General features: G+C 46.2%; 20 protein-coding genes. 2 read left to right on the top strand and 18 right to left on the bottom strand.

Annotated elements, in window-relative coordinates; translation table 11 throughout:
- Positions 1–10 precede the first annotated feature (10 nt).
- The 18 genes from MUK70_RS27080 to MUK70_RS26995 form a co-directional block, all read right to left on the bottom strand.
- Entirely contained in the window at positions 11–1,513 is a 1,503-nt protein-coding gene (locus MUK70_RS27080) for a sugar ABC transporter ATP-binding protein (protein WP_234656844.1), read from the bottom strand.
- Between the two features lie 195 nt (positions 1,514–1,708).
- The gene (locus MUK70_RS27075; RefSeq protein ID WP_234656843.1) at positions 1,709–2,869 is read right to left on the bottom strand and encodes a Gfo/Idh/MocA family protein; all 1,161 of its coding nucleotides are present in this window, start codon (positions 2,867–2,869) and stop codon (positions 1,709–1,711) included.
- Between the two features lie 20 nt (positions 2,870–2,889).
- Positions 2,890–3,951 (bottom strand): sugar phosphate isomerase/epimerase family protein, encoded by a 1,062-nt coding sequence (locus MUK70_RS27070; protein ID WP_234608419.1) that lies wholly within the window; start codon positions 3,949–3,951, stop codon positions 2,890–2,892.
- A 105-nt stretch (positions 3,952–4,056) separates the two neighbouring features.
- The gene (locus tag MUK70_RS27065; protein ID WP_234656841.1) at positions 4,057–5,271 is read right to left on the bottom strand and encodes a cupin domain-containing protein; all 1,215 of its coding nucleotides are present in this window, start codon (positions 5,269–5,271) and stop codon (positions 4,057–4,059) included.
- 238 nt (positions 5,272–5,509) lie between these two features.
- A complete protein-coding gene (locus MUK70_RS27060; protein ID WP_234656840.1) occupies positions 5,510–6,604 on the bottom strand; it encodes an aldose 1-epimerase family protein in 1,095 nt (364 codons plus the stop codon).
- 48 nt (positions 6,605–6,652) lie between these two features.
- On the bottom strand, positions 6,653–7,459 hold the full coding sequence (locus tag MUK70_RS27055; protein WP_234656839.1) for an alpha/beta fold hydrolase: 807 nt from the start codon (positions 7,457–7,459) through the stop codon (positions 6,653–6,655).
- A gap of 331 nt (positions 7,460–7,790) precedes the next feature.
- Positions 7,791–8,618, bottom strand: a complete 828-nt coding sequence (locus MUK70_RS27050; RefSeq protein ID WP_234608415.1) for a sugar phosphate isomerase/epimerase family protein — start codon at positions 8,616–8,618, stop codon at positions 7,791–7,793.
- A 33-nt stretch (positions 8,619–8,651) separates the two neighbouring features.
- Positions 8,652–9,719 carry a ThuA domain-containing protein gene (locus MUK70_RS27045; protein ID WP_234656838.1) on the bottom strand — a complete coding sequence of 356 codons (1,068 nt, stop codon included), beginning with the start codon at positions 9,717–9,719 and terminating at the stop codon, positions 8,652–8,654.
- Positions 9,720–9,743: 24 nt separating this feature from the next.
- Positions 9,744–10,595 carry a sugar phosphate isomerase/epimerase family protein gene (locus MUK70_RS27040; protein ID WP_234656837.1) on the bottom strand — a complete coding sequence of 284 codons (852 nt, stop codon included), beginning with the start codon at positions 10,593–10,595 and terminating at the stop codon, positions 9,744–9,746.
- Between the two features lie 39 nt (positions 10,596–10,634).
- Complete coding sequence (locus MUK70_RS27035) at positions 10,635–11,399, bottom strand: 3-keto-disaccharide hydrolase (RefSeq protein ID WP_234656836.1); 765 nt, start codon at positions 11,397–11,399, stop codon at positions 10,635–10,637.
- Positions 11,400–11,675: 276 nt separating this feature from the next.
- A complete protein-coding gene (locus MUK70_RS27030; RefSeq protein WP_234656835.1) occupies positions 11,676–12,230 on the bottom strand; it encodes a fasciclin domain-containing protein in 555 nt (184 codons plus the stop codon).
- Positions 12,231–12,414: 184 nt separating this feature from the next.
- Entirely contained in the window at positions 12,415–13,560 is a 1,146-nt protein-coding gene (locus MUK70_RS27025) for a beta-1,2-mannosidase (protein WP_234656834.1), read from the bottom strand.
- A gap of 81 nt (positions 13,561–13,641) precedes the next feature.
- Positions 13,642–14,250, bottom strand: coding sequence for a YceI family protein (locus MUK70_RS27020; RefSeq protein WP_234608409.1), 609 nt, complete (start codon positions 14,248–14,250; stop codon positions 13,642–13,644).
- Positions 14,251–14,308: 58 nt separating this feature from the next.
- Positions 14,309–14,860 carry an RBBP9/YdeN family alpha/beta hydrolase gene (locus MUK70_RS27015; protein WP_234656833.1) on the bottom strand — a complete coding sequence of 184 codons (552 nt, stop codon included), beginning with the start codon at positions 14,858–14,860 and terminating at the stop codon, positions 14,309–14,311.
- 22 nt (positions 14,861–14,882) lie between these two features.
- Complete coding sequence (locus tag MUK70_RS27010; RefSeq protein WP_234656832.1) at positions 14,883–15,968, bottom strand: formylglycine-generating enzyme family protein; 1,086 nt, start codon at positions 15,966–15,968, stop codon at positions 14,883–14,885.
- 8 nt (positions 15,969–15,976) lie between these two features.
- Positions 15,977–17,431, bottom strand: a complete 1,455-nt coding sequence (locus tag MUK70_RS27005; RefSeq protein ID WP_234656830.1) for a phytoene desaturase family protein — start codon at positions 17,429–17,431, stop codon at positions 15,977–15,979.
- Positions 17,432–17,442: 11 nt separating this feature from the next.
- On the bottom strand, positions 17,443–18,951 hold the full coding sequence (locus MUK70_RS27000; protein WP_234657125.1) for a sulfatase family protein: 1,509 nt from the start codon (positions 18,949–18,951) through the stop codon (positions 17,443–17,445).
- A gap of 258 nt (positions 18,952–19,209) precedes the next feature.
- Entirely contained in the window at positions 19,210–19,773 is a 564-nt protein-coding gene (locus tag MUK70_RS26995) for a DUF4142 domain-containing protein (RefSeq protein WP_234656829.1), read from the bottom strand.
- Positions 19,774–20,089: 316 nt separating this feature from the next.
- On the opposite strand from MUK70_RS26995, the gene MUK70_RS26990 reads away from it, so the two are divergent.
- Entirely contained in the window at positions 20,090–20,707 is a 618-nt protein-coding gene (locus tag MUK70_RS26990; RefSeq protein ID WP_234656828.1) for a biliverdin-producing heme oxygenase, read from the top strand.
- A gap of 2 nt (positions 20,708–20,709) precedes the next feature.
- Complete coding sequence (locus MUK70_RS26985) at positions 20,710–22,995, top strand: ATP-binding protein (RefSeq protein ID WP_234656827.1); 2,286 nt, start codon at positions 20,710–20,712, stop codon at positions 22,993–22,995.
- The last annotated feature ends 14 nt before the right edge of the window (positions 22,996–23,009 follow it).

Below are 23,009 nucleotides of genomic sequence, written 5' to 3'. Positions count from 1 at the left end.
TGAAAGCCCCTTAAGCAACCGCGTATTTCATAATTAATTCCTGCGTTGCTTCTTCTCTGGAAAGGATCGCCGTTTGTTTTCCTTTTGATATAACCATAATCCGGTCACTCATTCCAAGTATCTCAGGCAATTCGGAAGAGATCATAATGATGGCGATTCCTTTGTCTGCAAGGCTGCGGATGAGTTTATATATTTCAAATTTCGCTCCCACATCTACGCCTCTTGTCGGCTCGTCGAGAATGATGATTTCGGGCGCTGCGAGCAGCACTTTTCCTATGACTACTTTTTGCTGATTGCCCCCGCTCAGATATGTGACTTTCTGGTGCATATCGGCAGTTTTGATACGCAGGTCTGCAATCATTTGCTCCGTGGAGGCTTTTTCGGTTAACCCATTTATAAAAATCCCCTTTTTATGATGCCTCATGCTGGCCAATGTGGTGTTATCCTTCACCGACATGCCAGGAATAAAGCCCAAACCCTTGCGATCTTCACTCACATAGCCAATGCCGTTTTCAATGGCCTGCCGGGGTGTTTTATTGATTACAGATTTATTTCTAATGCTGATTTCGCCGCTGTCCTGCTTATCCAAACCATAAATCACCCGCGCAATTTCGGTTCGTCCGGCACCCATTAATCCTGCAAAACCAAGGATTTCTCCGGCGTGCACGTTGAAACTAATGTCTGCAAACCGGCCTTTTTTACGTAAACCCTTCACTGAAAGCACCAGCTCCCCTTTTTCACGATTTGATTCAGGAAACATATGTTCAATTTCCCTACCGACCATCATGGATATTAACGATTGCTTATCAAGGTCTGCGGCGCTTTTGGTGGCAATGCATTTCCCGTCCCGCAAGACGGTTATGGTGTCCGAAATCTGGAATATCTCGTCCATTTTGTGAGAGATGTAAATAATGCTTACTCCCTTTGCTTTCAAGTCTTTGATGATTTTGAAAAGTGTATCAACTTCCTTGTCGGAAATGGCGGAAGTTGGCTCGTCCATAATGATCACTTTTGCATCATTTGAAATCGCTTTCGCTATTTCAACCATTTGCATCTGAGCAACACTCAAATGTTTCATTTTGGCCTTTGGTTCAATGTTGACGCCCATTTCTTCCAGAAGGCTCGCCGCTTTTTTATCAATAGCAGCGTCATTCAACCAACCGGAAGTCCAGCCTTTTCTTGCAGAAATTTCCCTTTCTCGCCCCAAAAAAATATTTTGCGCCACAGTCAGTTCAGGAATGATCAGGATTTCCTGGTGGATCATTGAAATGCCCTTTTTCAAGGTGTCGCTGACTTTGCTGTTCTTTAAATTTTGTCCTTCAAAAACAATTTCTCCTGAATCCGGCGCAAGCAAGCCGATCAGGATTTTCATGAAAGTAGACTTGCCCGCTCCGTTTTCCCCCATTAAGGCATGCACTTCTCCTCTTTTCAGCTCAAATTGAATATTTTCCAGTGCTTGCACACCGGAAAATGACTTTGAGAGATTTGAAACTTTGAGGATTGATTCAATCATATTATTTATCCCCCGGTTGAAACCGGGGGCAATTGGTGTTTTTTTGGGATGCTATTATATAGATACAGAAGTCAAGAAACATACCGGATGCAAGACCCTCAAAAACAAAACATTGCCCAGGGTTTCAACCCTGGGCTCTATGATAAATAGATAATGTAAGCGGAAATAGAACTGAATGAATTAAATCAATTAATGTCAGCCTTCCCAAGTCACATTAGTGTCTTTCCAGCTTTTAGATGCTGCCGAATCAAGCACTGCTTCGCATACTTTCTGGGTTTCGTAAGCATCCTTGAAAGTTGGGCGGCAAGGCTCGCCGGTTTGCAGGCTTTCAAAAAAGTCGGCCGCCTGGTGGATGAACGAATGTTCGTAACCAATGCTCGTGCCTGGAATCCACCAACGCTTCATGTAAGGCTGGTCGGCGTCGGTTACCAGAATTGATCTCCAACCGCGAACGATGGATTCGTCGTTATGATCAAAGAATTCCAGACGGTTCAAATCGTGCAAGTCCCAACGGATGGAAGCGTGCTCGCCGTTGATTTCAAATGTATAAAGCGCCTTATGGCCACGTGCGTAACGCGTTGATTCAAAGAGACCTAGTGAACCATTATCGAAGTGGCAGTGGAAAATACAGGCGTCATCAATGCCGACTTTTTTCACCTCGCCGCTGGCTGAATGCACGCGTTCTTTGATAAATGTTTCAGTAACAGCCGAAACGTCCTTAATCCCACCATTGATCCACATCGCTGTGTCGATGCAATGTGCAAGCAAATCGCCCGTTACGCCAGATCCAGCTGCGTCTACATCAAGTCGCCACGTCGCAGCGCCTCCTTGCGGAACATCCGGGTTGATTGTCCAGTCCTGCAGGAAATTGGCGCGATAATGGAAAATACGACCCAGCTTGCCGGAATCAACGATTTGTTTCGCCAATGTTACCGCAGGCACACGACGATAGTTATACCAAACCGTGTTCTGAACGCCTGCTTTTTCAATGGCATCCACCATGGTTTTGGCTTCTTCCAGTGTTCTTGCCAATGGCTTTTCGCATAGGATCATTTTACCTGCCGCAGCTGCTGCAATCGCTATTTCGGCATGCGTATCATTGGGTGTACAAATATCTATTGCATCAATGTCATCGCGCTCGATGATTTTCCGCCAATCGGTTTCAATGGATTCGTAACCCCACTGCTCGGCAAATGCACGCACTTTTTCTTCGTTACGCGAGCAAACTGCCTTTAAAACGGGACGATATTCCAGCTCAGGGAAGAAGTCGCCTATTCTTTTATATCCATTGGAATGCGTCCGGCCCATTAATCCGGTTCCGATCAACGCAATCCTGATTTCTTTTTTATTTGACATATTTCTGAATTCAAATCGGGTTAAACGATGGGAGAAATAACTTTATCTTCCTGATACCAGCCATGCGCCTGACGCACTTTTACTAGCGCCGCGAGAATGTCATTCCAGGTCTGCTGATTGGTCATCACCTCGTTCGGGAACATGCAGCCGTCCCAGCAAATGTGACGGAATGCCTTGGTAACATTGCCATTTTCGTCGCGTAGCCAATATCCTGCATCTTTTGTAATGTCCAGCTTTCCATTGGGATCTGTCGCCAGGCAGTGACGGCCGGTTTTGTCGTGTGAACCTGTTCCATGAACTGTTCCGTCGTTTTGCGCAACGTGGAAATCGAATGTGTAGGGACGCAATTCAGCAGTCATTTTTTTCAAACCTTCTTCCAAAGCAAAACGGTCGCCCCACTGGAAATCAACCGGCAAAATCCGATCGTCAGGTGCATTGTAACCCAATAAATAAAGGAATGTATGCGACATATCGGCCTGGAAACCCATATTCGGGCGACCAACAGCTTTCAGTGTATCAAGCATGGCTTTCCAACTATGCATCCCGCCCCAGCAAATTTCTCCTTCGGCGGCAATTTTTTCACCAAAATCAGCCGCTACATCACAAGCGCGTCGGAATGTTTCAGCAATTTGCTTTGTGTTCGCAGCAGGATCAGCAGACCAAACTTCCGGTGAAGCGGCTGAATCAACGCGGATTACGCCGCCCTGACGGATGCCGAGGTCACGCAGTTTTTTACCAAAAATGCAAGCCTGGCGCACCTGCTCCACAAATGTATCTTTCGCTTCCTTTGTCCCCATCGCAGAACCGGCCCAGACATTGGCCACAAGGCTCCCCACTTCGAGGTTCAGGCCGCTCAACTTTTCAGCCAGGCGCTCCGCGCCGCCGTCCTGGTTCATATAAATACCAACATGCGGGTCGAAAAGGCCCAGATCAACGCCGTCAAAACGAACTCCGTCCACTTCCGCAGACGCGGTTTTTTCGAGCATTGTATCAAAAGAAATAATCGGCTCTTCATCAGAACCTTTACCCACAATCCCAGGCCATGTGGCATTGTGAAGCTTAGGATAATTATTTTCTGGCATGGTTAAGAAGTTTAAAGTTTAAGAAGTTTATAGTTCAAGGTTTATGAGTTTAGAGTTAAAAGTTTATAATTTCTTTAAACTCATCGACTCATAAACTTTTAACTTTTACAACACCAAATCCGGATTTCCCGGACCGAAGTGTTTTAGAATTACAATGGGGTCTGTTTTGGAAGGATTGATGATTACAACGCCATCTGTTGCCGCTTTTTCACTTACAAAAAACTCATCGTTAGTCAGTTGTCCATAACGGATCAATGCAGGTGTCTCAATGTCCCACTCACCGAATTTGCCATGACCTTGCATCACAATAATCCCGTAAGCCGCTGCATCTTTGATCGTTACAGTTTGACTAGGGAAAACAGTCAGCTCTTTCGCGCTGAATGCTTCATTGAGATAGCAAACCCACTTTTCGCTATAACCTTCCGCTTCCATTTCCGCATCATCACGAACCGATTTAGGGCGCATGAAGCGGGTTTCGAGCATGTTAGGATTGGTATTCAATTCCCAGTCGATCACTTCCATCAATTGGTCGTAATCCCCTTTTCTGTCCTCCGGCGTTCCGTTCCAAAGCAATTCCTCAGGAACAATCGCTTCATTTACAAGGGATTGATACATAGCAAAAACGTCGGAAGCTTTCTGCGGCTCGTATGTGCACAAGCTTCCCGGTGCGTGCAACATTCCAGGAGGAACGTCCCAACCCGTTCCCGGTTCAAGGCGGAAAGCAGATGAGTAATTCGTGATCTTGTTGTCACCTTTATTGAAATTCATCAGACATTCCTTGATCTGCTCCTTGGTCGTTCCAGGCGTGATGCCGAAAAATGTGTAAGGAAAATCACCGCCGTGGTTATTCAGTTGCGGCGGAAAATAATAAGCCTCAGGCTTGCCGTTTTGGCCGATTAATGCAGCGTGTTCATCATTGTGGTGAATGTGGTGCGGAAGTGGGCCCATGTTATCAAAAAACTTGGAATACATCGGCCAGCTTTGATATTCATCCCACAAACGGTCGCCGATCAGCGCGCCTTTTAGCTCTTCCACAGCGTCTTTCAGCAAAATTTGCTGCTCGCCATTTCCATCATCATAAACAACGGCACTTAAACCCTCATTTTCACCGGTTAAGGGTCCATTCTTCGCAGGTGTGGTGGATGACAACCAGCGCTCATCAATCCCGCCGCGGACGCCGCCCAGCACATAATAATCGTCCGGATGTAACTTGATCCTGCGCCCTGGAACACAAAACGAACGCGGCACCCAAGTCGGCGCCAAACGCAAAATCCCTTTTCCCTGCTCTAATGCCTTTTCAGCTATACTCGAAAGTCCCATTGTGGTTAATAAATTGGTTTAGTTGTAAACTTTTGCTTTGTTATTTTTTGTATCCGTCGTCAGCTCAGGCTTTTGCTTTTGCCAGCGTGAGCCTCGTGCTTATGCCTTTATTAGCTGCGCTTTCACTTTTGCTTTGTCAGCCTGAGCTTTTACTTTCCCTTGTCAGCCTGAGCGGAGTCGAAGGCGCGTCACCAAGGAGTAGCGCGCCTTCGACTCCGCTCAGGCTGACAAAGGAAGCCTAGGCCACATTTACATTTAACACAAACTCATCAATCGCTTCCTTCTCAGTCATCACATTCAACTCCAAATCATAAACCTTCGTCTCCTCCGGCGCAATGAAAATCAAGGTCTTATCCTCTCTCGCTTTTGCCTGGCCGGACAGCGGATGCGTACTTGGTTCGAGGCCGGTAACGTATTCGCCTTTGCCCCAATGTTGCCAATTCGCCATCCAGGGGAGCTGTTCTTTTTTAAATTTTAGCCCAACAGCCAGACCGATTTTAGCATTATAAAGTCCGCAGACGCTGTCGCCAAAAATATCTGCTTCTATGTCAATCAGAGCCACTTCTTCACCGCTTCCGAGGTGATCGTCCAGTGGGGCGGGGCACTTTTTGAAATTGTTTCCTTCTTTGAAAATCCTGGCATTTTCTTCTCCGTGCCTCGGATGCCATTTGCCTCTCCACAGAATATCTGTTCCATCGTCAGCCAGCGGCCAGCCGAAATTGAAATGATACAAAAGCATATGAGGCGATGGCGTGTTGCCTTTATTGGTTACTTCGTCGTGAATGCGAAGTCCGGGTTGTCCCAGTGTTGCTGAAATGGTTCTTCTGAGTTCCAGACTGGGCCCGAATGGTTTTGTTTCCCTGATAATGCCTGTAATGCTCATTTCCAGCTTCCCGGCCCTCACGTCAGGTTGAATAATGGAAACGATTTCTGCCGGTGAATTGCTGATCAATCCGTGCAAGCCTCTGTCACCAAACTTGTCGGACTCAGGCCCGCCCACGTGCGTAAGGCCGCAAGTTGTAAGCAAACCGCCTCCGAATGTGCGTAACCAATCAATGCCTTTGTCGGAAAACGGCTGCGGATAGGTGATGCCTCCGTGGCTCAGCCAGGCCAGACTATGCTGATTATAAAACGCTTCTGCAATATCCATCGCCCTGTCAATCACCACTTTGAAACGTAATCCGGCTCCTGTATTGATCCAGGCAATCCGTGTTCCTCTTCCGGCGCCATTGTCGAGAATGGACGTTTCGATTCCGCCTATCTGAGCGTGATTGGATACTTTGTTTTTCCAGTCTGCTGGCTGGTCCTGATTTATATGCTCCGCACTTTCCATTTTGTATTAGGTCAATTCAAAAATAAAAAAGGCATTAAACACCTCCTTTTAATGTGTTTTTGATAGAAAATCCCTCACTCTCAGGTTGAAATCATCCGTGTTTTCGAAGTGAAAAGCATGTCCGAGCTTGTCGTAAAGGAAAAGCTCAGCGTTCGGAATGCCGTTTGCGACTTCCTCCGCCATCCAAACGGGTGTGAAAATATCCTCCCGTCCTCCTATGACCAATGTAGGTTGATTGATTTTCTCCAAATCAGCCAGCGCATTGTGATTGATACATGCCGCGGCCTGCCCTTCCAGTCCGTGTAAGGGCTGCGGATGAGGATTTACGGCGTCCTGCTTTCTGCCCAATTCAAGTTCTTCGTGCTTTCTGGGATCGTCCCACGATGATTTTGAAAAGATCAATAATTGAATATATAAGCTAAATTCCTCCGGCCTGAACCTCGCTTTGCTGTTCATGATATGCTGGAATAATCCTTTCGCGTAAGCGTCGCAGCGTGCCCAGGGGCACATTAACACCAGTGATTTCACTTTTTCAGGATGCCGGATCGCGAGTTGCTGGGCAATCGTGCTGCCCATTGAACAACCTACAACATTTACATTTTCAAGTTCAAGGGAATCCAGTAAACCTGCATAATCGTCGGCCATTTGCTCGCTTGTGTATGCGCCTGCTGGCTTGTCCGTCTGTCCTACCCCTCTATTATCGCCGATAATGCAGCGAAAATGATGTTTCCAGTCGGCCACATGCACATTCCAGACTGCCCCGGGCGCCGTGATGCCCATGATCAGCAAAAGCGGCTCACCGGAACCTCTTTCTTCGTAGTACATGTTTATTCCGTTGGTTTTTATCGTTGGCATCGTGCTGGTTAATGATAGGGAGCCCCGCTGGGGCTCAAATAATGTCGTTTCGTATTTTCTAGAAACAGAAAGCCCCGTCGGGGCTCAAATAATGTCGTTTCGTATTTCTAGAAACAGGGAGCCCCGCCGGGGCTTAAACAAAATTGTCGATTCGTATTTTTTAGAAACAGGGAGCCCCCCGGGGCCTAAACAAAATTGTCGATTCGTATTTTTTAGAAACAGGAAGCCCCGCCGGGGCTCAAACAAATTGTCAATTCATATTTCTAGAACAGGAAGCCCCGCTGGGGCCTGTGCAGCAACAGATATCTGTTCCGATAGCCGACAGCCGAAGTCACCTCAATGCCGGAATAAGCTCGTTCTGGATCCAGCTTCCGTCGTGTGTTGTGACGAAGTCGGGATCTTCCAATGCTTCTTTTCCTTCGTCTTCACAAATGATCCAGCCGGTGTAATTAATATCTTTCAGCCATTGGGTTACACCCAAAAGATCCACTTTCCCTTTGCCCATTAATGTAAATTCAGGATTTCCGTCCCAGTCTTTGAAATGGACGTGGTTAATGAGCGACTGATATTCTTTCATTTTGGCCAATGGGTCCATATCGCCGTTGATAATATGACCGACGTCTGGTGTCCAGCCTGTAACCGATGCGTCCAGTCCTTCCAGCACAATCTTATAATCTTCTGCTGTGCGGATAATGGATGTGTGCGGTGAATTGGGGTGGTAACTGCACGGAACGCCTTTATCTGCGGCGCGTCTTGAAACCGTATTTACAATGTTAACAAGCCTTTTTTGACGCTCAGCCAGATCGTGACGGCCTGTTGGAATTTGGACCGTATTTAAAACAGCACCTGGAAAACGTTGTAAGACTCTGATCGCATGATCCGCCACTTCGCGCTCGCGCTCGGTTTCCTCAGCTTCATTCCAATCCAATGCTAAGGCCAACGCAGCCAGCTCAATGCCTTGTTCATCCAGCTTTGCTTCCAGCTTATCAGGATCGATCAAATCCCCCATCCAGGTGAAAATGGGCTGAATTCCGGTAAACCCGGCTTTGGCTATCACTTCAATCATATGGCCCAGCCGACCTTGATGCGTTTGACCGTTGTTGCTCATAAACCAGGTGTAAACCTCTGATCCGAAGCGAAATGGAAGTGTTTGAGACATTAAATGTTTTAATTAATTTATGTAAATCAAAAATTACTTCGTCTTCTTTTTAACAATTTCACCGGGCATAATCAGTGAATCCCAGCCGGCCAGATCCGATGGTTTCACATTGGCCTTATAACCGCTGAAATTGAATGTGGTGGGTTTGTAAGGTCCCACGAAAGCGATGTCATTGGATGGCTTAATCTCTTTTTCCATGCCCATCGCCCAGAATGTCGCATTCAGCGCCATCCGGCGAAAACCTTCATTCAGCAAATCCTCAGAAGCACCATGCGTAGTTGTAAATGAGCGCCCTTTTTTCCCGTTTTCGACCTGATAATCCTTAATCCAAGCGACTGGAAGCAATTCTTTGGTTTTGTCGGGCTCGGAAATTGCAGTCATGCCGTTGAGCACCTGACCTCTTGCGAGCACCGTCCCTTTCGGTTCGGCTGTGTAGCCGCCGGACTGCACCCACATATCTTTTACGCCGCGCATGATGGGGTGCAATTCCTGTGATTTTTCAATAATGATTTTGGAAGATTGCTTGTGGTTCGTTCCATAATGGGAAACCCAGCTCTCACCTAAGACATATTCGCCGAAACCATCTTTCCAATTGGTTTTATCGCCTTTGTAGTCCCAGCCGTAATGGGCCCATTTGGGATTCTTTTTTGTATCAAAAGCGTGGGTAGATGTGCGGAAAGCGACGATTGGCCCTCCACGCTTTACATAATCGTCAATGTGCTGCATTTCTGTGTCCGGGAAACTAGCGAAGCGCATGAACATGACCAGTAAGTCGGCTTTATCCAGCACGTCGAGGCCCTTAATGTCTGATCCTCCCGGGAAAATGTTACCGACAGAATCGAGCGCGTAGACCACTGTGCAGGTGAAGCCATACGTTTTTGCCAGAATTTTCGCTAACGCTGGCAACGATTCTTCGCCTCTGTATTCATGGTCGGTGGCAATAAAAACAATGTTTTTGCCAACGCCCGGTCCCTTATCGCCTTTGTAAATGACACGATATTTGCTTGCGTCGTTGCCCTGTGCGTTTGTACAAATTGATATAAAACTGAATATTAATGTAGCAAAGCTTATGAACAGCAATGATTTCAAGGTTTTTTGCATGGGTCAGGAATGATGTTGGTTTGCTCAAAGACCGTGTTTCAAGCTCATTTCTCGGATAAATTTGTAGCCGTTCTCTGCAATGTCCCATGGATCTGAAAACTCTCGCCAAACGCCGATTGCATTGGCAAAATCCGGATCGTTCCTCGAAAATGCTTCAATGGTAAGCCAGCCCTGATATTTGATTGCGGCCAATGACGAAAATGCATCATCCCAAAGCACTTGCCCGTCCCCTGGCGTGCCGCGGTCATTCTCGCTGATGTGGACGTGGGCCAGTACGGGTGCAATGGTTTGCAGTGCTGCTGCGTATTTTTTCTCTTCAATGTTGGAATGATGCGTGTCGAACATGGCGCGCACATTGGGATGATCCGTTGCTTTCACCAGTTTGAGTAATTGCTCCATGGTGTTGCACAAATAGCATTCAAAACGGTTGAGCGCTTCTAATGCGAATGTAATGTTGGCTTGTGCGGCATAGTCTGCGGCGGCATGCAAGACCTCCCCGACCAATGCATATTCCTGCTCCAAAGCAGGCCGGTTGACAAAGACCGTGTGCGCTGAATGAAACGGCCCGCAAATAATTTTCGCATTCAGATCATGTGCGCGATCAACAGCCCATTTGATTTTATCCAAAGCCCTTTGCCGCACCTCGACTGATTCACTCACCGGATTTTCATCCGCGCCGAGCGTCATAACAGCTGTTGTTTCCAGGCCAATGTCTTTGGTATAATTTCCTACACGCTGATATGCGGCTGATTCCTGAGGGCCTAAATAAAATTCGGCTCCGTCATAACCAATGCCTTTTAAGCGGTCCAGAATTGGGAAAAGATCATCAGAAACCGCCGCCGTCCAGGCCAGCACATTAAATCCTATTTTATTCATTGTACTAAATTTCGTTGTTGCCAGCAGCTGGCACTGACGCTATTGTTTGATTCTCAAATCTTTGTATTCCACTTTCATAGGCGGGCCTACGTGAACCTGCACGCCAAGCAAACCACTTTTTTTGCCATTTGCTGTATCATTATCCGTCACTTCGCTCATCAAAACACCATTAATGTAATGTTGCAGACGGTTTCCTTTGGCCACAATGTGAAACTCGTTCCAGTCTTCGCTTTTAATCAAAGTTTTCAAGGAATCGGATTTGCCCAATGACCCGGTCACTTCTAAACCTGTCCATGCATTGCCTTTTACGCCTGCGCGCACAGCTTCTGGTGTATTTTCTCCTGTATAAGGTTTAATGGTTGTTTTCTGACCGCGATATGCAAGGGTTGTTCTTTTGCGTTCCTCGTAATTTTGGCCTGTATAGTTGTTTTTTCCATCAATATCGGCTTGGTAACCTTTTAATGCAAAAGGCACATCTGTCAACTGCTCGCTTCTGTAATTAATGCCTGAATTACCGGCTGTCGCGATCTTTACAGAGCCTTTCAATTCGAAATCTGCCGGCTCGCCGCCTTTCCAGATGATGAATGAATTTGTTTTCAAAAGGGTCTCAGGTGTGATTTCTCCTACAAGATTTCCATTTTCCACTCTCCAGTATTTTGGATCACCATCCCATCCTTTTAATGATTTGCCATCAAAAATGGATACGAACCCTTTTTCTTTCTTTTGGGCAATGCATGAAATCTGGCTTCCAATGCTCAATAAAACGGCCAGGATAAGTCCGGCGCTAATAAATCTGGAATTCATTTGGATTGTATTTATAGGTTTAGTGACTTCTGAAACAATGGCTTCCCTTACAACAACGGCAATTTTAACTTAACTACTCTTAAAAAAGCAGAAAATAATATCCAAAAATTCCTAAAATTATCCGTCGGACTGTCCTGTACTAACCTGCCTGGATGAGACTTTCCAGGTTTTAAAAACCTGGAAAGTCTGCATTGCGCACAAAAAAGGCGGGAAAGCCTAAGCCCTCCCGCCACATCACAACCACTCTACACAACCAAACTCGCAAAACTCAATTCATTAAGGCATCAAAACTTTGTCGATCACGTGGATCACGCCATTCGATTGGTACACATCTGCAATGGTTACTTTTCCCTTATTGCCTTTTGCATCTGTAACAATCAGGTCTTTTCCATCCATGGAGAAAGTAAGCTCAGCGCCTTGTGCTGTTTTCGCCATTGCTTTTCCGTTGCCATCTTTGATCATTTTCGCAACTGATTTAGAATCAACTTTTCCAGGGATCACATGGTAAGTCAATACCGATGTCAATGTTGCTTTGTTTTCTGGTTTCAACAGGTTATCAACCGTTCCTGCCGGAAGTGCTGCAAACGCTGAATTTACCGGTGCGAAAACTGTGAAAGGACCTGTGCCTGACAATGTTTCTACCAAGCCAGCTGCTTTTACTGCGGCAACCAATGTTGTGTGATCTTTTGAATTAACTGCGTTTTCAATGATGTTTTTGTTAGGATACATTTCTGCTCCACCCACCGTTACTGTTTTTTCCTGCGCAAATGCACCAAAAGCAGTCATTAAAGCCACTGCAAGAAAGCTTGTAAATTTGATCGACGTTTTCATAGGTAATAAGTTCGTTTTTTATATTACCATATACGCCCATTCAATTCCGATCGATCGATCGGCAAAAATTAAATGATGCAAACGCTGTTCGCAGCTCCCCGGCCAAATTGCAGATGCAAATGCCAGAGGCGTAAAATACTGTTAGCAACGAGATGTCGGAGGTTAAAACGCTGCGACTTGTCTTTCACGGCAACGGATCGCCGGAAGTTTTCGTTTTAGGATCGTAGATCGCTACGCCAACACGGGAGTCTGCGCAGCCGTAGTATAGGAGCCATTTATTTTTAAAATAGACCATTCCTTCAATAAAAACCGTCCCGGCAACATACTGTCCGCTCTTTTCGAACGGTTCCATGGGACGGAAGAACGGAACATCCAGCCTGGCCAGCACTTTGGAAGGATCATTTTTATCAAACAAAACCTGGCCGGCGCAGTAACTGTTGGGCGTAAAACGCTTGTCGCCGTCCTCGCCTTTATCGTTTTTACCATTGTATAAAAGCACAATTCCCTTGTCCGTAACAATGGCTGGCGGGCCGCATTCTGTTAAGTTACTGTCGAAAAAGCCTTTGCGAGGTGAGATCAGGTTAACCAGGTTTTCTTTACTGTCTACGAGCGGCGTCCAGTTGATCAGGTCGGTTGACGATGCCAGGTTTACATTCGCCTCGCCAAAGTAGAGCCAGTATTTGCCATTGATTTTTGCGATAACCTGTTTGTCGCCGACCAACTTGGTTACGATGGAGCCGGATTTTGACCAGATCTCATTGAATTTACCATTGAATGCTTTGGTAAATGCCGGGCCGTGCTTTTCCCATTTTAATAAATCTCTTGACGTGGCAATGCCCAGCCGCGCTTTGTCCTGATTCCATTGCGTATAAATGATCACGTACAAGCCATCTTCGGTGACGGCAACGCGCGGATCTTCGCAGCCTCCTGGCCATTCGTTCTTTTTCTGGCTGTCTTCTGCGGGATACAAAACGGGTTCTTTGCGTCTTTTGAATGTGATGCCGTCTTCGCTTTCCGCATAACCAATGCGGGAAGTGCGCTTTCCGATTGCGCGGCCTGCTTTGTCCTCGGCGCGGTAAAGGACCACGATTTTTCCGTCTTTGATCGTTGCCGCCGGATTGAATGTATCGTTGGATTCCCAATCAACTTGCTTTTTGTTCATCGGACAAAAGAATGTCGAAGTTGAATCCGGGGAAATGACAGGGTTAACGCCTGCGGGACGCTGGAAACCGCCGAATGTCCAGTCGGGCAGCTTGTTATCCTGTTGGGCAAAAGCATTTCCTGCAAATAATATCAGGCTCAGGAAAAGGCTGGTAAATATCTTTTTCATGGATAAGATTGGGTTAAAAAAAAATCCGACTCGAACGAAATCGAGCCGGATTATACAAACTTTTCTTAAAATTACCTTGTCTTATTTGTTAGCAACAAGATTCACATCCAATGTAAAATCGTTTTCGATCGCCTTGTCTCCAAGGTTTTCGAAGAAGTTGGTAGAGCGGAATTTAATATCATATTTAGTGCGGTCCACCGTCACTTTTGCATTAGCAGTCACTTTGTTAGCGTCTGATTTTACCGTTGCAGGGAATTTCACATCCTGTGTGATGCCCTTAATGGTCAGTTTACCGGCAACGTCATAATTATCACCTCCTTTTGGTGTTACCGAGGTGATCACAAGCTTGGCCTGAGGATGTTTTTCAACTGAAAAGAAGTCATCACTTTTAAGGTGACCTGTTAGTTTTCCGTTCATATCCTTATCCTCGATGTCAGTCACAACAAGCGATTTTACGTCCGCAACAAAGCTTCCTCCTTTCAATTTATTTCCATCAACAATCAATGAACCACTTTCCACAGGCACTGTGCCCGCGTGCGTTCCAGTTACTTTTTTAGCGCCCCAGGTTATTTTGCTGCTTTTTGTGTCAACTGCAAGTGTTTTGTCCGCAGCTTTTTTATCAGGACCGCCAGCGATTGCAGCAGCATTGAACAGCAAACCCGCAACAAGGAAAACAAACATTTTTTTCATAGTCATTCGATTGTTAAGTTGTAAAATTGATTTGTAAGATAAGAAGATATAATAAAATTTATTCGGCAAACTTTAACCCACTAAGGCTTTCCAGGATCGCTTTTCCTTCTTTCCAATCTTCCAGTCCTGAAACCGCATTGATATGCCCTTTTTTTCCAACATTAACAAAATCACTGCCCCAGTTTTCAGCGAAAGTCTTTGACCTGCCTATTGTTGCATAAATGTCATTGGTGCTCGCTACTACGACCGTTTTAAATTCAAAAGGTTTAACGGGGATCGGCGTAAATCCAACAACAAAATTTAAACGCTTTGACATTTCGGCATCGGCGGGTGCCACAAGCAATGCACCTTTAATGTTTAAAGAGCTGTGTTCCTGCGCCCAATGTGCAATGGTTATACATCCCAAACTATGCCCCACCAGCACAGTAGGGCCCGTCAATTCACTTATTTGTTTATCCAATTGCCTAACCCAGTCCTCCTTCACAGGCCAGTCCCAGTTTTCCTGCTGCACCCTGCTAAACAGATGCGGATACTGTTGTTCCCATATGGTCTGCCAGTGCTGGGGACCTGAGCTTGCCAGGCCTGGAACCGTTAGAAAATGCATACTCATTTCACTCAATCTTAACAAAAATTTAGATCTTATCCTTTACACAACGGAACCCAAGGTTATTGCTGCCACTGGTAACCTCGCCTTTTCCCCGGCTGCCTGCCTTGTAGCGGATGCAATAATCGTCACTGCAAAGGAAAGAACCGCCTCGCTGTACACGTTTTACAGCGCCTGGCTCGTCGGGATCATAACTATCAGCGGGTCCTTTTGGATTATCCTTCGGGCTTTTTTGGTAATAATCTGGTCTGTAAAGGTCTTCACACCATTCCCATACATTGCCGTCCATATCATACAAACCGTAAGGATTAGCGGGAAATGTTTGCACGGGCGCTGCGGTGAGGAAGCCGTCTTCTTTTGTGTTTTTGTCCGGAAAACTCCCCTGGTAAATATTTGCCACCCATTTGTTCCCGGGCTTCAATTCATCACCCCAATAATAAGTGTGGTTACCCTTACCGCCCTGCGCGGCAAACTCCCATTCCGCTTCGGTAGGAAGCCTTTTTCCTGCCCATTTGGCGTAAGCAGCGGCATCTTCGTAAGATACATGGGTGACGGGATAATTCTCGCGGCCTTTAATCGAGGATGATGGCCCTTCGGGATGCGCCCAACTTGCGCCGGCAACGTAGTTCCACCATTGTAAGGGGTTATCCAAAGAAACGCGTGTTGGTGTAGGCGTAAAAACGGCCGATCCGGGAACCAGCTTATCGGCAGGAACGCCCGGATAATCAGCCGGGTTCAACGGTCTTTCCGCAACAGTTTTGTAATTGGTCGCTTTCACAAAAGCCGCAAATTCTGCGTTGGTAACCTCATGCTTATCTATATAAAAGCCATTGACGGTCACCTCATGCATAGGGCGCGAATCCGGAAATTCGTCGGCTCCCATGAGGAACTTGCCGCCATTGATCCACGCCATTCCGGTTGTATCACCTTTCCCTTCGGTAATGTAACTCGCATTTTTTATTGCCGACGCCCTCGACGGAATGCCGTCGGCAATGCAATGTGCAAGGCTATCGGCTTTCCTTTCTTCCGCAGTCTGCTTTTTGTCGCAACTGGTTGCGATTAAGGTTATTATCCCAATGAAAAAACCAATCTTAATGGGCTGCAAAATCTTCATATCCTGACTCATTTAACGCGCTCTGCTCTAATGCTATCTAATTTAAAAACATCCTTCAAAACCTGCCTGGCCGCATGATGACCGCACATACCATGTACACCACCGCCCGGAGGGGTCGACGATGAACACAGATAAATGCCCTCGGCGGATGTCCTGTAAGGGGAAATCTGCAATGTAGGCCTGGAATATAATTGGAAGATATCCTGAATGCCACCATTAATGTCTCCCCCTATGTAATTAGGGTTATAGGCTTCCATTTGGACAGTGTTCATGGTATGCTTTTCAATAATAATGTCCCGGAAACCAGGCGCAAAACGCTCGACCTGATTTTCAATAATGGCTGTCATATCCTTCTCCGAGCCATTGGGAACGTGGCAATAAGCCCAGGCCGATTGTTTTCCCGCAGGCACGCGTCCGGGATCAAAGAGACTTTGCTGTGCAAGCAATACAAAGGGCTTATCCACATGCTTTCCATAATGTATACTTTTTTCACCGTGCGCTATTTCTTCAAATGTGTTGCCCAGATGCACCGTTCCGGCTTTTTTGCAGGCGTCTGCGGTAAAGGGGATCGGCTCCTTCAGCGCCCAGTCTATTTTAAAAACGCCCATTCCCTGCCGATATTTTTCCAGACGTTTGCGATACGAAGCACTCAGCCTGGCCCCCGCAATGCTTAAAAGTTGTTTCGGTGTAACATCCAGCAGAACCGCCTTCGAATCCGGCAGCTCGTCCAGCGATTTCACCTCGAAATCTGTTTGTATTTCACCGCCTATGGACAGAAAGTAACTGGCGAGCGCATTGGCAATCGACTGGCTTCCACCTTTGGGAATCGGCCAGCCGACCAAGTGGGCGCCTGCCATTAACATTATCCCGAATGCCGACGTGGCGGTGCTCTGCAAAGGCTGTATTGCATGCGCCGCCATTCCTGCCCAAAGTCCTCTTGCCTCTTTTGTTTTAAAAAATTTGCCTGTCCAGGTAGCGGAAGGAAGCGCTTTTAATCCGAATTCTACAAGATCGATCGGGTGCTTTGGCCACCTGAGCGGGCCCAGCAGATCGGGAAGCAAGCCGGGCAAATCCGCTAACAATGGCTGCATGAAGTTGAGATAAGCCTTTTCGTCACCTCCTAGCCCCCCGGCAGTTTGGGTTACCGACTCATGTAAAATAGCTGCTTTCCCATCGTCGAACGGATGCGCCGCGGCATATTCCGGCTGAATCATTTCCAGGCCAAAATCCTTTAATGGTAACGTCTTGAAAAACGGGGAAAGCACCGCCATCGGATGCACTGCCGAACAGACATCGTGTACAAAGCCAGGGAGCGTCAACTCGGCGGATCGCATGCCGCCGCCGATGGTTGACCTGGCTTCGACAATCAAAACAGAAAGTCCTGCTTCGCGTAATGTAATGGCCGCCGCTAACCCATTCGGACCGGCCCCTACCACAATCGCGTCATATTCTGTTTTGTACACAGTCCGTTTAATTAAATGCTTTTGGCGCCGACCAGTATTTTCAGTGCCTCGTCGTCCTTGTATTCCTTCATGAGCGCCTTTAATTTTTCTTTTAAGTCGGCTGTTATCTTTTCAGTGCCGGGCGTGCCGTAAATGTTGGAACCCTCTGCAGGATCTTTTTCCAGGTCAAACAATTCCCACGAATCAGCTCCTCCATAGAAATAAGCCAGCTTATATCTGCTTGTACGCAAGCCGAAGTGCGGATAAACATGGTGAGGCTCGGGGAATTCGTAATAATGATAATACGCTTCCTTACGCCAGGGCACTTTCGCCGTCTGGTTGTCTTTTAATAAGGGTAAAAATGATTTCCCCTGAATGTCAGTTGGAATTTTTGCACCGGCGATATTCAACACAGTCGGAGCCCAGTCTACATTCACGATCAGGTCTTCCACTTTTTTACCTGGCTTGATAACACCCGGGTAACGGATCACAAACGGCGTTTTCAGTGATTCTTCATAGATAAAACGCTTATCGAACCAGCCGTGCTCTCCGAGATAAAATCCCTGATCAGATGCATAGATTACAACTGTATTTTTTGACAAACCCGACTTATCCAGATAGTCAAGCAGCTTTCCTATGTTTCGGTCCAGCGAGTTGGCAACAGAAAAATAGTCGCGCAGATATCGCTGATATTTCCATTCGGTTAATGCCTTACCGGTCAGTTTTTTATCCGTTACTTCCTTTCCGATTTTATCATAGTATGCCTTGAAAATCTTTTTCTGTTCTGGCGTAAAGCGCTTGTATGCCCAGTCTTTTTCGTAATCCACATCCACCTTCAGATCTTGTCTCAGCCGCATGGTTTTTTCAATGCTCATATCCTGTTGCATGGCCGCGGTCCTGCCTTTGTAATCATCGTAGAAATTTGCCGGAAGCGGGAATGTTACATGGTCATAGGCCCCCAGGTCCTGCAAGTCAGGGAGCCATTCGCGGTGGGTAGCTTTATGCCCAACGATCAGGAAGAATGGTTTCGTGTTTTCCCGTTTTTCAAGCCAGTCCACAGAGAATTTCGTGATCAGATCCGATACATAGCCTGTGTAATGCGTTGTGTCATTCGGCTGGCCTACAAAATCCGGATTGTAATAATTTCCCTGGTCAGGCAATACATTCCAGTAGTCGAAACCAGCAGGGAGGCTATTTAAGTGCATTTTTCCTATCCATGCTGTCTGGTAACCGCTTTGTTGCAACGTTTTGGAAAGCAATGTCTGGTTTGTATCAAACCTGGTCCTGTCATTTCTTTTATAACCATTAATATGGCTATACTTTCCCGTCAGCAACGTAGCACGGCTTGGCCCGCAGATGGAATTTGTTACAATGTTGTTAGTCATGAGCGCTCCCTCGCGTGCTATGCGGTCAATGTTCGGCGTTTTAACCAGCTTATTTCCATACGCACCTATGCCTTGATACGCGTGGTCGTCGGAAAAGATGAATATAATGTTGGGTCGGGTTGCAGTTTGGGCAACGGAAACGCCACATGCGCCCATGATGGCGAGCAGGCTCAAAAGGGAACGGAACAGGGAAAAATTCTTACGCATCAGCTATACTCTATATAATTGGTAGACAAAATAAGCTTATAAGAAAGGATTTAGCAAATGTTTCCTTTACAACTTAGAAAAACTGCCGTTAAAGAGCCTTCCTGCGTCACAAATTCAGGATTTCTTTTGATTATTCAATGGGCCGAATGTAAAAGAGCCGGAAACCAATGCAGGTTTCCGGCTCTTTAAACTATACTTAAACGGATATTATTTCATCTTATCCTTAATACCTTGCGCCATTTCCAGGTGGTGTTTCAGTGCCGGCACTTTTCCTGCTGCCCATGCTTTTACTTCCGCGTCCTTGGCATCTCCGGCGGCTTTTTCAAACTCGCTGATATCCTCTTTATGGTCGTCGACCATGAAGGAAATATAGTCTTTATCAAACTCCGCGCCTTTTTTCTTGGAGAGTTCGTCAATTTTTTTCTGCTTATCGTCGCTTACCGACATGGGCAAAGTAATATTTTTCTGTTGCGCCAACGCTTTCAGTTCTTCATTGGCCTTACCATGCTCAGTCGCCATGTCCTTACCGAATTTCTTCACATCTACACTGGCTGCATTGGTTTGTGCCAACTCACCCAGCTGAACTTCCAGCATACCGCCATCAGCAGCAGCAACGGCAAATTCCGAGTCATCTTCCAGTTTTGTATCATCCAATGTTGCGTCATTTTGCTCTTCGGCAACCTCTTTACTGTCTTCCTTCTTTGTATCGTTGCAGGCAGCGAATGTCAGCATCGCCGCAAATAGCATCCCTGTTAATGTTATCTTTTTCATAATCTATTTCATTTTTTTGTGATAATGTTTTGAATTGTTAAAATACTGTGCCAAACGAATGTTGGGAACGTATTATATTCAGTTGCAAAAGTTCCTGGTATTTGTTTTAGAAGTCAGTAACCACTTTCTGTTTTAAGTACCATTTTAACGAAAACGCGGCCTTCCCCCGACATTACTTATTGGTGCGTTTCAGTAAAACGCTCCGATCTCCCTTATAAAAAGAAGTGCCTTTATTCCGAATTCACGCAACATCCTTTGCCTGGATGGAACAATTTTTGATTACTGATTAGCTTTTCCAGAAATTCAAGTTGTCTCTATGAGCGAAGAGCCTAATTTTCATTCCGAGCAGGATTCATTTATTCAAAATTTACGGAAGCAAACAGCGGTCAGCCACCAAAAACTGGAAGAGAATGATTTGTCGAAAATGATTCTTAATGAACAGGTTAGCCTGGTTGATTATCAAAACTATTTATCCGCGCTATACGGGGTCACACTCGGCTGCGAAAATTTTGTATTTCCTCAAATTGCAGACATTATACCGGATCTGGACCAGCGTTACCGTTCGCAGCTTGTCACACAGGATCTTTTGGCGACTGGTTTCACAAAAAACCAAATCGAAGCCCTGCCCGTTTACAGATTTCCGTTTTCTTCCGTTGCCGGGTATCTGGGAGCAATGTATGTGCTGGAAGGTTCGACATTGGGAGGCCGGATTTTATATAAACATATTAACAAAACGCTTGGACTCACCCTGGACAACGGAGGCTCCTATTTTTGGGGCTATGGTGAGCAAACTGGCATTATGTGGAAATCCTTTATCTCACCATTTGCCCAATATGCGCTTGGAACAGGACAAAGTGCTGAAATAATACAAGGAGCTGTTAACACATTTACGATTATAGACAAATGGCTTGACGAAGCAGTAATTGAAAAGTAAGAATGAATATCAAAAACATAGTGAACCGCAATCTTGCCAATCTGACAAACTGCGAAAGTGAACCCATCCATATACCAGGAAGCATACAACCGCACGGCTTTATGCTCGGCGTGAACAGCCGGACTTATCTGATCGATTTTTGCAGCGAGAACAGCTTTGAATACACGGGCATCATTCCTCAAATGATTCTAGGGAAGACCTTGGCTGACATTTTCAGTGTACAGGAAGCCGCAGATTTTAAAGAATATTCCGCGGCAGAACAGATTGATTCTGCGAAACCATTTGTTTTTAATATTCATGACACTTACTATAACACTACTGTACACAAGAGTAATGAGACGTTGATCCTCGAATTCGAGCCGTTTCCTGACGGTACGGTTAATTTGCCCAATCTCTATAACCAGACACGGACTTTCGTGTCTATCATGGAGAAAATAACTTACTTACCTGAACTCTGCCGGGAAATAGCAAATGAAACGCGTGCCATTACCGGTTACGACCGTGTTATGATCTATAAATTTGATCCTGACTACAATGGCGAAGTGATCGCAGAGAGCAAGCGGGAAGATCTTGACTCTTTTGCCGGGCAAAAATACCCGCATTCGGACATTCCCGTTCAAGCACGGGAGCTATACATACGTAACCCGTTGCGGATGATCGCAGACATAAAATATACGCCTGTCCCGATCCTGACCATAGACGACGCAAGCGAGAAGACCAATAAATCACTGGACCTCAGCCTATCTATCCTGCGGAGCGTTTCGCCGATCCATGTTGAATATTTGAAAAACATGGGCGTTGGAGCAACATTGACTATTTCACTTTTGCAAAACCAGAAATTATGGGGTTTGATTGCCTGCCACCATTATTCTCCGAAAATATTACCCCACTATACAAGGCTCTCCGCATTGCTTCAGGGACATTTTCTTACTTCACAAATTGCTGTGAGGGAAGTAGCGGAGGAGTTCGAAGTGAGCCAGAAGGTGGATAAGTCCCTGGTAGAATTGCTGTCCAAGCTCCATGAAAATGAAAATTTTGTCGAGGAATATCATAATGATAATTCACTGTTGAAACTGGCCAATGCAACCGGCGCAGCCATTTTTCTGAACAATAAACTTTATAAGAACGGCATCACACCACCGGATGAACCATTAATTTCTCTGTTCTATTTCCTTGCTGACAACTTCAAAACGCAAGGATTGGTTACGCATTGCCTGAGCGATCATTATCCGGAAGGCAGTTCCATTTCCCAGCAGGCTGCCGGCATTCTTTATCATGCATTGTCCGGAGGTTCGGACGGGATCATATGGATGCGGCGCGAGAAGGTTGAGACAAATAACTGGGCCGGGAACCCGGACAAAGCAATGTTGGCTAATGAAGACGGTCTGCGCCTGTCGCCCAGAAAATCTTTTGAGCTTTGGATGCAGGTGGTGAAGGATCAGAGTGACCCCTGGCGCAAATCCGAGGTTAATGTTGCCTCCGGATTCTCCTACGCATTGCAGAAACACATTAATTACAGGGTGATCCAAACCCAGGAAGATGCAAACCGTGTCCTGAATGAAGAGCTGAAAACCGCTAATCAGGAACTGGCCAACCTCAATTGGATCAGCACGCACGATTTGAAGGAACCTCTGAGAAAGATCCAGATTTTTGCATCGAAGGTTCTCGACCGGGAAGATCCGGACCTTTCGGCGCAGGTGAAGGATTCTGTTGAGCGCATGCGTTCGGCGGCAGAGAAAATGCAAAACCTGATCGAAGATATTCTTGCTTACTCCAAAGCGGGAAACATGGAAAAGGTGTTCGAAGAAATAGATCTGAACATTGTGTTGAAGAATGTGCTGCACGAATTGCAGGACAATGTAGAAGAACGCCATGTGACTGTCCATGCGCAGGAGCTGCCTGTATTAAAGGCTATTCCTTTCCAGATTCACCAATTATTTCTGAACCTGATCAGCAACGCCATCAAGTTCACCGATCCCGACACGGCGCCCGAGATTGACATTAAAGTGAATGTTGTTGACGGCAGCGCAATCAATGAGATCATTTCCCCGCTTCAAAAATTTCACAGCATTTCTTTTGGGGATAATGGAATAGGGTTCGAGAAGGAATATGAGACAAGGATTTTCGACGTCTTCCAGCGACTTCACCCTGCCAATAAATATCCGGGAACCGGCATAGGGCTGGCTATTTGTAAGAAAATCGCGGAAAACCATAAAGGACTGATCACCGCGCGTTCCAAGCCGGGAATGGGTTCGACCTTCACATTGTTTCTTCCTATCATCCGATAATCCGCTCGTGGAAG

Source organism: Dyadobacter chenwenxiniae, from assembly GCF_022869785.1.
GTDB lineage: Bacteria > Bacteroidota > Bacteroidia > Cytophagales > Spirosomataceae > Dyadobacter > Dyadobacter chenwenxiniae.
This window is presented reverse-complemented; position numbering and strand designations above follow the sequence as displayed.